This is a genomic window from Thalassotalea ganghwensis (assembly GCF_053485795.1).
Map to the genome: position 1 here is coordinate 159,833 of NZ_JBQRUM010000007.1, position 12,390 is coordinate 172,222.

Sequence of the window (12,390 nt, forward strand, 5' to 3'; positions counted from 1 at the left end):
ACAAAAACACCAACGACTAAGTTCATAAAAAGCGTCCACCAGTAGAACACACTACCGTCCATTAATGGACACTTTTTCTTTTCAACCGTCGTTATTTAGCGTACTGTTTAAATAGGTTATTACATAAGCCAACGAGCAGTGATTTTCATGAAGCATCCTGGACGAATATTAATCGTCGACGACAACACAGATATTTTGGTTTCTACCCGCTTATTATTAAAAAAGCACTATAGTGTCGTTAAGACCACAGAAGACCCACATAAGATACAAGCACTTATTAATGAGTATGCGTTTGATGTTATCGTTCTTGATATGAACTTTACCCGTGATGCTATCAGCGGTAGTGAAGGTTTAAACTGGTTAGAGGCTATTTTATCAATCGACCCCAGCATTGTGGTTATCATGATGACCGCTTATGCGGATATCGAACTTGCTGTCAGTGCTATTAAAGCAGGTGCTTCAGACTTTATTACGAAACCTTGGCAAAATGAGCAATTTTTGGCCTCAATGGCTTCAGCATTTCAACACGCTAGCTCGAAAAAAGCCGTTGATACCTTAACCAAACAAAACCAAGGTTTAAACCAAGTATTATCCAGTGAAAGCCCTAAATTTATCGGTGAAAGTGAGGTAATGAAAACGGTCTTTGCGACCATTGAAAAAGCGGCAAAAACCGATGCAAACATTTTAATCACGGGTGAAAGTGGTACCGGTAAGGAGCTAGTTGCCCGAGCGATACATCAAGCAAGTTTAAGAGCCAATAATGCCTTTTTGAGTGTTGACATGGGAGCAATTTCAGAAGCGTTATTTGAAAGTGAACTGTTTGGCCACAAAAAAGGGGCTTTTACTGACGCAAAATCAGACCGTTTAGGGCGATTTGAACTTGCTAAAGGCGGGAGTCTATTTCTTGACGAGCTCGCGAATCTGCCGCTTAACCAGCAAGCCAAATTATTGACCGCACTTCAAAATCGACAAATAACCCCTGTGGGTGGAACAAAACCTATTGATATTGATATTCGCTTAATTTCAGCAACCAATGATGATTTATATGAAGCCGTTAATACTGGGAGATTTCGTCAAGATCTACTTTATCGCATCAATACCGTTGAAATACGCTTACCGCCGCTAAGGGAACGTAAAGAAGATATTCCGATGTTGATCGATTATTACCTTGACTATTTTTGCACTAAATACAAACGCAAACTGACAATAAGCCCAGCAGACATTCAGCGATTAAGCCGCTACACATGGCCAGGAAATATTAGAGAGCTTCGTCATGCCATTGAGCGTGCGGTAATATTAACCGATACAGAAACCATAGATATTGGTGCGATTATAAGCTCCCCGATTAAACAACCGGTAACTGAGCAACCGTCAGATGAAGATAACTTCAACTTAGCATCAGTCGAGCAAAAAACGATCGCCAATGCCTTAACCTATTATAAAGGCAATGTTAGTAAAGCAGCGAAAGCTTTGGGGCTAACTAGAGGAGCCTTGTACCGTAGGCTAGAAAAATATGAACTCTAATCTCAAGCTGTTTAAAGAAGTTGCTTGGTTATTCGCGTTTGCAACGCTGCTATTAGGCTCGAATTACTTTTACCAGCAACATGGTATATCGGCAGTATTAGTCATTTTGCTATTAACATTAACAACGGTAACGTTTTTAATGTTAAAGCGCTCTCAACGCCATGACAAAAGCCTATCATTGGCTCTTAAAGCGTTGGCGAATAATGATACCTCTCTTGGCATTAATGATTCCGCCCCTCTTGCGAAGGAAATAGCGCAAGTAAGAGCAACGTTTAAACAATCACGATTAGTCGCTGAAGCGCAAGCACAGTTTTTAAAATCGTTACTATTGCACATCGATCAAGCGATTATCGTCTTTGATAATCAAGGCAATATTATCGACAAAAATCCAGCTACCGATAAATTACTGGGCATTACGGTAAGAAGTATCAAAGAACTGGGAGAAATAGGCCTGTTGATTTCATCAATTTCAAAAGATTATCGTACTACCCTATCGTGGCGCTCAGGCGAAATTCAAGACACATTATCTGTACACATCAATTGCTGTGAAATCGAGGGAAGATTGCTTAAGCTAGTGAGTTTACAGTCCATTTATCATGCGTTGATGGCAAAAGAGCAGCAAGCATACAAACAGCTTACGAAAGTGCTAACCCACGAAGTCGCCAATTCGATCACCCCATTAGCATCCCTTGCTCATACTGCACGTGATTTATTGCCCCAAGACCTTGTCTTTAGTGAGCGAGAAGATAAAGAAGATATGCAAGAAGCCTTGCTCACCTTATCTAACAGAGCAACACAGTTAAGCACATTTATTAAAAGCTTTCATCAAATAACCTCATTACCCAAGCCCAATTTAGCTAAGGTAGAATTGTGTACAGTTATTGAGCACGTAATTACCCTATTTAAAACTGAGGCACTTTCCCAGCAAACTACGCTATGCCATTGTTATGAATCCCAAAGCTTAGTAAACGCTGATGCTGCTCAACTAGAGCAAGCGATAATTAATATAGTCAAAAATGCTTTAGAAGCAGTCAAAGAATCACCGCAACGCTCTGTTAATCTGCATTTATACCAAAAAGAAACCACTGGCGGTCGACAACAACTGCTGCTTGATATAGAAGACAGTGGTGCAGGCATTGAGCCACATGTCGTTGAGCAAGTGTTTGTCCCGTTTTTCACCACCAAAAAGCAAGGCTCTGGTATTGGGCTTAGCCTATCACGCCAAATTATGATTCAACATGGGGGAGATTTAACTTATGTAGATAAACCTAATGGTGGTGGGTGCTTTCGTTTTTCATTTGGGCTGTTATAACTGCGTTGAAAATCTCGATATCTCTTCTGAAAATGATGATAAAGGTTTCAACGTAAATCTTCTATCCGATAAGTTAACATCCAAAACGCGATCCACACGAAACGTTCTCGCATCATCTCTACGATGATCCCATGCAACCAAATACCATACCGGCCAACTAATAAATAAGTAGTGAATTTCTATACATCTTTTGGTTAGCTGCCCCTGTCCGTCTTGATAGGCAATCTCGACACAAAGTTTATTAAAAAAACTTTCTAATAATACCGAACTAAAATCTGAAACAAAATCCTTATTAAAGCTATTAAGGACATTATTTGACGCTAACTCACTGACCAGAATGCGCTCTCTTGATTGGCGGATCACGGGGCGTATTGCATCTGGAAACGTCGCGAATAATTTATTTCGTACAGATTTTAGGTTAGTGAGGAGTAATGAAGAGTTCATCTTATCGAGTACGCTTAAAGCCAGCAACAAATCAATTACTTCGCGATAATTTAACGAGATACGCCCTATTCCCCAGCGAGAATATAAACGCACCCCGCCACCTCGGCCGCGATCTGTTTCAATTGGGTAGCCCTGCTCTCTCAGTAAATCTAAATCTCTATTAAGAGTGCGAATGCTAACACCAAACTCCTTTGCCAACTGTTCAGTGGTATACCCATCACCGGATTTCAATAAGCCAATTAATTGCTCTACTCTTGTTAATTTACTCAAGGCACTACCTTTTGCCATAAAATATGCCACAAAATGTCGTATTTAAACGTAGTCTACCACAACTGAGTTAAATCAGTGATATCAACCACAATTCGAAGATAATAGGAGAAGCAAAAAATGAAAAATTTACCGTCAGTAGAGTGGGCACCTTTTCAACTAAACGAAGGCGTAGAAGAACAGCAATTAATTATGGCCGCGGACAATATTCAAAATGATTTTTTAGCAAATCAGCCAGGCTACATCAAAAGGGAACTATTGAAAGCTTCAAATGATACCTGGGTTGACCTTATCTATTGGACTGACAGTGCGGCGGCAGAATCAGCCTTTCAACAAGCAGAACACTGTAATGCTTGTGGGGAATATTTTGCACTAATGAAAAGCGACCAAAAAACAGTGCTAGGATTCAGCCATTTAACCCAAGTAAAAGCTTGGAGTTAAAACGTAGTTAAATTAAACGAGCAGCCGTTAAGGTGCTTTTAACGGTACAATCGTTAATCGAAGCACCTTATATCATCGTCAAAGGAAAGGCTAATGAATATTCCTGATTATCAAAGCCCAATGATACCCAATGCACCGCAACATATTGTTAAGGGTATGCCATTGAAAGAACTACTCAACCAAAAAGCGATTGGTTATTTAGCAAGAAATATTGAACTTGCATGGCCCGAGTTTGATGTTGAGTGTTTTTACTATCAAGCAAGTAAAGGGCTTGAGCAGTTATCTTTAATGGCTAGGGCAAATCATATTGCTAAATACCTTGCTAAAAGCTTGCCTGATGATTACGAGTGTGCCAGTCGATACTTAATTGAGAGTTTTCCAGCACAACGGGGCGAGAATGACGCTATCGGTTGCGCCGCTTTCTTTTTTTTACCCTACAGTGCATTTTGGGCGAATGAAGGCACGTCAAAAAATCTTGGTTTTGGTGAATCCTACTTCGACACATCAATGGAGGCACTAAAAGCGCTCACTAAACAGTTTACCTCTGAGTTTGCCATTAGACCCTTTATTAAATTTCAGCAAGATCGAACATTAGCGGTTCTTCATTCTTGGTTGACCGATCCAAACCATCACGTCCGTCGATTGTGCTCTGAAGGGCTTAGGCCAAAACTACCTTGGGGTATTCGCTTGCAAAGTTTTATAAAAGATCCTGCTCCTTTATTGCCAATACTAGCGGCATTAAAAACCGATGAGAGTTTATATGTGAGAAGAAGTGTCGCTAATCATCTTGGAGATATCGCCAAAGATCATCCAGAGTTAGTCTTTGATCTTTGTCATCAATGGCTAACGGACGCTAATAAAGAAACAAAATGGTTAATACGCCATGCTGTTAGATACTATGCAAAGGCTAAACATCCAAGGGCAATTCGCTTAAGAGCATTGGCCAAATAGCGCCACTTTAGTTAAGGCAGATTTACTGGGGCGTGTTGATCGTTTTGCAGTTGAATAAAGAGCAACACGCCCTAGATTCTTTGTATTAAGTTACGTAACCTCTGCTCTGCATAAGCAATGCATTTCTAACACCCATTTGTACTTACTTCTGTGTTATATTATCTTGAAATAGCTGGCTATTCCTACAACAATACGCCTTGAATTAAGTAAAAAGTAGCGCACTAGAAAGTCACAGTATACTTAAGCGTTTGATTGTATTGTTTTCGTGCTAGTTCTGATACAAACCTGAGGTTAAGTAATAACGATAGAATAAGCGTTACTTATCCAGAATTAAGGAGAATTGATGCGAAACATCTGTTTACTATTATTTGTAATATCTATTAGCTTGCCAGCAAGTCAAATATATCAATGTGAAATTGATGGTGTAACACATTTTAGCCAATCTCCGTGTGGAGAAGATGCAAGTAAGGTAGAAGTTAAAACGCCGCAATCCTATGACTCCAATGCTACTCAAGCCCTTAAAGCTAATCAACCAGCCCAACCTGTTGCTATTAACAATTTTATTGTCAGTAAGAAAATAAAGCGCCTTGAACAGTCGATTGCACGTTATCGCAAGCAAAAAAATGATGAAATAGCGCGCATAGAACAAAAGTCGCTTGATGCGCCAACGACACACACAGGCGGGCTTTACCTACAGGCGCTTAGTAAAGAGTTACTGGCAGTAAGTGCTAAATACGACACTATGATAGAAAAAAAACAAACTGAAATAGACGCTCTTAAAGCACAACAACAGTAGCTATATTACGTGCAGTTAGTTAATTAACGCTAAACAAGATAGATACAGAGCCTACAGCTAGAGACTCCGTTATTTACTACTCATTTATCACTGAGCTTCAAATTGCACTATTTGCTCTTCAATCAATGCTAAAGTGGCTTTTTGTGTCACCATTGAGGCATCGTATGCTTGTTGCGCCTGTTTATTCTTAATAAAGTCAAAGATATCAACATGAGCCTGATACTCTTCTAAGGTCACTGCTTTCAAACGGTTGGTAAATCTTAAATTAACTTTAAGTGCTGTAGTGATAAAGCTTTTAAGTTGAATAAAAAACGGATTGTGGCTTGCCGATAATATACTTTGATGAAACTCAATATCAGCCTCGTGAGTATCATCATGGCCACTGGTGGCATTTTTCATTCGGGCTAATGCATTTTCTATTACTTTAAGCTCTTCATCTGTCGCATATTGAGCTGCTAAAAAAGCAGCTTCGGTTTCAATTGCAAGACGTAATTGTTGAAAACTTCTCAGCATATACAAATCAGGTTTGCCAATAAGAATCCAGTCAAGTACATCGACATCAAACAAATTCCAGTGTTTAGAATCAAGTACTTTAATGCCTTGTCTAGGTCTTGAACCAATTAACCCCTTCGCGGTTAGCATTTTGACAGCCTCTCGCGTTGCTGTACGGCTAATGTTGTAACGCGTGCAGATATCCGCTTCAGACGGCAGGCTATCCCCCACTTTATAGACTCCTTGCAAAATCGCTTTACCTAATTCATGAACAAGTTGCTGGGTTAAGTTGCGGTGAGATGAATCCATATGAACTGCTAAGTCTACTAATAAAGATGATTTGTATGATAAATGAGGTTGAGATAATAAACTAGTAAATTTTCATCCAATGTTAAATTTAAGTTAACAAAACACATTAAGGTGTCAACAATAAGCCACAAAATTGACTCGCTTCATCGTCAATCAAAATTATTACTTGCATATAAAATCTTTATTTGTATTATAAATACTATTGTATATGTTTTTAGAGTTAATTATGTTCAAAAAACTGCCTTGGGCAATTTTGTCTTCTTCTTTATTTTTCAGTCATCTCACCGTTGCAACAGAACGAGCACCATGGGAAGATCATCAAGTATTTGCAATCAATAAACTGGCGCCTCATGCGAGTGCTTTTCCTTTTTCATCTCCTCTAGCAGCGTTAAACAATAACAAAGAAAGCAGTGCCAACTTCCTGCTACTAAATGGATTGTGGAAATTTGACTGGCAACGTTCTCCACAGGATAAACCCGAAGGATTTGAACAAAAAAGTTTTGATGACAGTCACTGGGGTACAATTCGTGTTCCTGGAAATTGGGAAGTTGAAGGCTATGGTTATCCTATTTACTTAGATGAGCGCTTTCCATTTACTACCACTTGGCCAGATGTACCGAAAGATTACAATCCCATTGGCTCATACCGTAAAACATTTAACTTACCGAATGACTGGAAAAACAAACAAGTCTTTTTGCATGTTGGTGCTGCCAAATCAAGTCTAGACGTCTGGCTAAATGGTAAAAAAGTCGGCTTTAGCCAAGGCTCAAAAACCCCTGCAGAATTTGATTTAACGCCATATCTTATTAAAGGTGATAATACCCTAGCTTTTCAAATTAGGCGCTGGAGTGACGCAAGTTATCTAGAAAGTCAGGATATGTTAAGAATTTCAGGTATTGAAAGAGATGTCTATCTCTATGCAACGGCTAAGCAACAGGTCTTTGACTTTCATGCCAAACCTACCTTGAGTGCCGACCTAGGCGCAGCTCACTTAGCTGTTGAACTCTTATTAAAAAATTATGATCAGGCGTCAAGCAAGGTTATTGCTGAAATCCAATTACTTGATCCAAGAAACGACATGAAGCGCATTATCGAGCAGCAAAAGCAAATCACGTTGTCTGCCAACGGGGAACTTGAACTAACATTAGCCAGCTCAGTTGAACAACCCAAATTATGGTCAGCAGAGACACCTAACCTTTACACGCTGTTAGTTAATCTAAAAAATGCACAAGGTGAGGTATTTCAAAGCCTTCGTAATGATATCGGTTTTAGGCGCGTAGAAAGTAAAAATGGTCAGTTACTCGTCAATGGCAAAGCGATCACCATTCGCGGTGTCGATCGTCATGAGACCGATCCTCTTCGAGGTCATGTCGTTGATAAGGCATCGATTGAACGTGATATCAAGTTAATGAAAGCTTTTAACATCAATGCGGTACGCTCAAGCCACTACCCTAATAATCCTTATTGGTATGAACTGACTGACAAGTATGGTCTTTATGTAATAGATGAAGCCAACATCGAATCTCACCCGTTAGCAATCAACGAAAAAACACAATTGGGTAATGAAATGAGTTGGCTACCTGCTCACCTCGACCGAACAAAACGCATGTTTGAGCGCGATAAAAACCATCCTTCGATCATTATATGGTCCTTAGGCAATGAAGCAGGCACCGGCAAAATTTTTGAAACCACATACCAATGGCTCAAAGATAATGATGATTCGCGCCTTGTTCAATATGAACCCGCTGGCGAAGATGCATACACGGATGTATTTGCACCGATGTACCCATCAATTGAACGACTCGTTAAGTACGCTGAATCTAAGCCAAACCGACCTGCGATCATGATTGAGTACGCGCATGCCATGGGTAATTCAGTGGGTAATCTAAAGGACTACTGGCAAGTAATTGAAAAATATGATGTTCTTCAAGGCGGTTTTATCTGGGATTGGGTTGACCAGTCGTTGGCCTATACTGACGAAAACGGTATTGACTATTGGGCCTATGGCAAGGACTTCCATCCAACACTGCCAACCGATGGAAATTTTCTCAATAACGGTTTGATGAACCCTAACAGAGAGCCTAACCCTCATGCTTATGAAGTCAAGAAAGTGTATCAAGCCATTCGCTTTACCCAAGATGGCGATCAAACCAATGTTATCAATATAGAAAACAAATATGATTTTATTGACCTTTCCGGTTTCGAACTCGCCTGGCAAATAAAAGCTGATGGCGAGTTATTTGCAAAAGGTAGTCAGTCGATGCCAGCAATAAAACCGGCGAGCAAGCAACAGGTTACGCTTGCGTTACCAAAACTTCCAAAAAATGATAGCAAAGAATATTTTTTAACCGCATCGGCTAAATTAAAGCGTGATAGTGCTTTGCTTAAAGCAGGCCATGAAGTTGCTTACGAGCAGTTTCAACTTCCTGTTGAAATGCAAAACATGCCGTTAACTCATAATAACCCCCCCTATCAATTGCTTAATGAAAACAAGCAAACGTTAAGCCTTAGCAATGGCGAAAATACCGTGTTATTTGACAAGACTAGCGGTTGGTTATCTGAACTTAGTCATTACAATAAAGCGTTGTTAAAAACACCTCTTAAAGCAAACTTTTGGCGGGCACCTACCGATAATGATCTAGGTAACGGCATGCAAAATTGGGCTGCTATGTGGCAAAATGCAGCGGGTGAGTTATCCCTTGATAAATTTACCAAAGCAAAAAATGAGCATGGTTACCTAATAACGTCCCGTTACATTAGCAAAGCATTTGAAGGATTTTATCAAGTGCAGTACCAGCTAAGTGCTAATGGTGCGATACATGTGACTGTTAACTTGTCACTTGATGAAGATCAGCAACTACCAAATATTCCAAGGTTTGGCATGCAGTTAGCTATGCCGAATGAATTTGAATTAATGTCATGGTTTGGTAGAGGTCCTCATGAAAACTACGCAGATCGTAAAACCTCGGCACTTATTGATTTATATCGCAGTAAAGTCAGCGATCAAGTTCATGCTTATATTCGCCCTCAAGAAAATGCCAATAAAACCGATGTTAGGTGGTTAGCATTAAAAAATAGCAACAATACTGGTTTACTAGCGATTGGCGATAAACCGCTTAATGCCAGCGCTTGGCCCTATAAACAAAGCGATATCGACTTTATTGCCGGTAAAGATGGTGAAGCATCTGCGTCTGGTTTAGTGCCGGTAACATCTAAACATGGTGCGTACCTCCCGATGGGCGAGTTGATCACTGTCAATATTGATCATAAGCAAATGGGAGTTGGCGGAGATACCTCATGGGGCCGCCTAGTTCACCCGCAATACACGATTAAAGCGCAATCAATGCAATACGGTTTCACCTTGTTACCATTTAGCGCTAATAATGAAACGATAAGTAAACTCGCGCGCTCAATGAAAACGAAGTAAGTTTTCGATATAACGATTTAAAACCGCCTCGCCAATTTTAACGAATGTTGCGAAGCGAGGAGAAATACATGACCGAATTAACCACGCCAAAATTTACCGAACAACAGGTATTAGAAGCCTTAAAGGCTCATTATCAGTTATCAGGTCAATTAAAACATTTGCCAGGTTACTGCGATCAGAACTTTATGCTAACGACAGCAACTTCGCGTTTTATCGTCAAAATTGCCAATAATGAGGAATCATTGCAATCACTTGAAATGCAAAACGCCGCTATGGGGCACCTATACAATACTCATTGTAAAGTACCCCATGTTATCCCAGCTAATTCTCAGCAGGATATTGTCGTCATCAATGATGAAAACAACACACCATTTAGGTTAAGAGTATTAAGTTACCTTACAGGTGAATTTTTTGTTGATGTTGAGAAACAAAGTATCACTACACCTTTCTGGCACAAGTTAGGTGAATTTCTTGGCGAGCTCAACGATCAATTAAGCCACTTCACGCATCTAGGCGCTTATCGCTATTTGGAGTGGGATTTAGCCCAAGGCTATCCTATTTGCATGATGAAAAAAACGCTTTTAGCGCCTGAAGATAAAGCATTAGTTGAATATTTTCTATCAACCTATGCATCACAAATAATGCCAATACTTGATCAGTTACCCAAAGCGATTATTCATAATGATGCTAATGATCATAATCTCTTGGTTAATAGCAAAAATAACCCAACGGATATCGCAGGACTCATCGACTTTGGCGATATGGTATATAGCCACATCATCAATGAACTAGCCATTGGTTGCGCATATAGTTTAATGAACGTTGACGATACGATTGAGGCACTCGTTGCTATCGTTAAAGGCTATAACGAAAAACGTCCGTTAAGTGCTTTAGAAATTAAAGCACTTTACCCGTTGATCACATTAAGGCTATGTACAACATTGTCAAACGCCGCCTTAGCCATTAAAGAAACCCCAGACAACGAGTATTTAAATATATCGGTTGCTCCAGCGCGTCAGTTATTGATAAAGCTAAAACAATACGATGCCATTGCCGTTGAAACGCAACTATTGCATGCCTGTGGACATCGCTTTGATCATGGCCGAAGCAAAGAAGACATTATTGCGTTTAGACAAAAACATCTAGGTAAAACCTTAAGTTTAAATTACCAAGCACCGTTAAAAATTGTGAGAGGCAAAGGCGCTTATCTTTATGATGAACAAGGTAACGCTTATTTAGATATGGTCAACAATGTTTGTCATGTTGGCCACTGCCACCCTCATGTCGTTGAGGCTGGACAACGTCAAATGGCGCTGCTTAACACCAATACTCGCTATCTACACGATAATATTGTCAATTACAGTGAAAAATTATTGGCGACATTACCTCAAGAGCTCTCTGTTTGCATGTTGGTGAACTCTGGTAGCGAAGCCAATGAGCTTGCTTTTCGTCTGGCAAAAAATTATACCGGCAGCAAACAACTACTCACTGTTGAAGGCGCCTATCATGGCAATACCAATGCCTGCATTGAAGCAAGTCCGTATAAGTTTGATGGACCCGGCGGTCAAGGCGCTCCAGATTATGTGCACAAGGTTTCATTGCCGGATCCGTATCGCGGCAAATACCAAGGAGCTTCAAGCGCAAGACAATATGCTGACGACGTTGCCTCTGTTATTGAAAAAGTACACCAGCGAGGTGAAAAAATCGGTGCATTTATCTGCGAATCTTTACAGGGCGTTGCTGGACAAATCATTATGCCTAAAGGTTACCTTCAACTAGCTTACCAACATGTTCGCGCTGCAGGAGGCGTTTGTATAGCCGATGAAGTGCAAGTAGGTTTTGGTCGTTGTGGTCATCATATGTGGGCATTTGAAAGCCAATACGTTATTCCTGACATCGTCACCGTTGGTAAGCCAATTGGTAATGGCCACCCAATGGCAGCGGTTATTACCACTCAAGCTATCGCCGATGCTTTTGTTAACGGCATGGAATACTTCAACACATTTGGAGGCAATCCCGTTTCTTGTGCCATCGGTGAGGCGGTATTAGACGTCATTCACAATGAAAAATTACAAGAAAATGCTTTAGTGGTCGGTAATTATCTAATGGCTGGTTTGAAATCGCTACAAGCAGCTTACCCAATCATTGGTGACGTTAGAGGCTTAGGTTTATTTATCGGCGTAGAGCTAGTCACAGATCGACAAAGCAAAACACCAGCAACTGAAACGACCGCTAAGCTCGTCGAATTTGCCAAACAACATCAGATATTGCTCAGCACCGAAGGTAAGTTTTATAACATTTTGAAAATTAAACCTCCGATAGTCTTTAGTCATCAAGATGCAGATAAGTTTCTCAATATGTTAGACAAAGGCTTATCGCAATTAACTCAGTGAGATGATTTTTAACAACAAATCACTCGACTAAGTG

General features: G+C 40.2%; 9 protein-coding genes. 7 read left to right on the forward strand and 2 right to left on the reverse strand.

Annotation, left to right across the window (positions count from 1 at the left end; translation table 11 throughout):
* Positions 1 to 147: 147 nt before the first annotated feature.
* Together ACSLUH_RS09420 and ACSLUH_RS09425 are read left to right on the forward strand one after the other, a co-directional pair.
* A complete protein-coding gene (locus ACSLUH_RS09420) occupies positions 148 to 1,524 on the forward strand; it encodes a sigma-54-dependent transcriptional regulator (protein WP_448566293.1) in 1,377 nt (458 codons plus the stop codon).
* Positions 1,514 to 2,836, forward strand: coding sequence for a sensor histidine kinase (locus ACSLUH_RS09425; RefSeq protein WP_448566295.1), 1,323 nt, complete (start codon positions 1,514 to 1,516; stop codon positions 2,834 to 2,836). The genes ACSLUH_RS09420 and ACSLUH_RS09425 overlap by 11 nt, the downstream gene beginning before the upstream one ends.
* Here ACSLUH_RS09425 and ACSLUH_RS09430 read toward each other — a convergent pair.
* Positions 2,831 to 3,568 carry a helix-turn-helix transcriptional regulator gene (locus ACSLUH_RS09430; RefSeq protein ID WP_448566297.1) on the reverse strand — a complete coding sequence of 246 codons (738 nt, stop codon included), beginning with the start codon at positions 3,566 to 3,568 and terminating at the stop codon, positions 2,831 to 2,833. The two genes, ACSLUH_RS09425 and ACSLUH_RS09430, sit on opposite strands and share 6 nt — an antisense overlap.
* A gap of 99 nt (positions 3,569 to 3,667) precedes the next feature.
* Between ACSLUH_RS09430 and ACSLUH_RS09435 the strand changes: the two genes are divergently transcribed.
* The 3 genes from ACSLUH_RS09435 (at position 3,668) to ACSLUH_RS09445 (ending at position 5,735) form a co-directional block, all read left to right on the forward strand.
* Positions 3,668 to 3,988, forward strand: coding sequence for an antibiotic biosynthesis monooxygenase family protein (locus ACSLUH_RS09435; RefSeq protein WP_448566300.1), 321 nt, complete (start codon positions 3,668 to 3,670; stop codon positions 3,986 to 3,988).
* Positions 3,989 to 4,081: 93 nt separating this feature from the next.
* Complete coding sequence (locus ACSLUH_RS09440; protein WP_448566302.1) at positions 4,082 to 4,939, forward strand: DNA alkylation repair protein; 858 nt, start codon at positions 4,082 to 4,084, stop codon at positions 4,937 to 4,939.
* A 343-nt stretch (positions 4,940 to 5,282) separates the two neighbouring features.
* Positions 5,283 to 5,735 carry a DUF4124 domain-containing protein gene (locus ACSLUH_RS09445; protein WP_448566304.1) on the forward strand — a complete coding sequence of 151 codons (453 nt, stop codon included), beginning with the start codon at positions 5,283 to 5,285 and terminating at the stop codon, positions 5,733 to 5,735.
* Positions 5,736 to 5,822: 87 nt separating this feature from the next.
* Here ACSLUH_RS09445 and ACSLUH_RS09450 read toward each other — a convergent pair whose 3' ends face one another.
* The gene (locus ACSLUH_RS09450; protein WP_448566306.1) at positions 5,823 to 6,536 is read right to left on the reverse strand and encodes a FadR/GntR family transcriptional regulator; all 714 of its coding nucleotides are present in this window, start codon (positions 6,534 to 6,536) and stop codon (positions 5,823 to 5,825) included.
* A 226-nt stretch (positions 6,537 to 6,762) separates the two neighbouring features.
* Between ACSLUH_RS09450 and lacZ the strand changes: the two genes are divergently transcribed.
* Both lacZ and ACSLUH_RS09460 read left to right on the forward strand, forming a co-directional pair.
* Positions 6,763 to 9,963: a beta-galactosidase, LacZ type gene (lacZ, locus tag ACSLUH_RS09455; protein WP_448566308.1), complete on the forward strand. Its 3,201-nt coding sequence runs from the start codon at positions 6,763 to 6,765 to the stop codon at positions 9,961 to 9,963.
* Between the two features lie 68 nt (positions 9,964 to 10,031).
* Complete coding sequence (locus ACSLUH_RS09460) at positions 10,032 to 12,356, forward strand: aminotransferase class III-fold pyridoxal phosphate-dependent enzyme (protein WP_448566310.1); 2,325 nt, start codon at positions 10,032 to 10,034, stop codon at positions 12,354 to 12,356.
* The last annotated feature ends 34 nt before the right edge of the window (positions 12,357 to 12,390 follow it).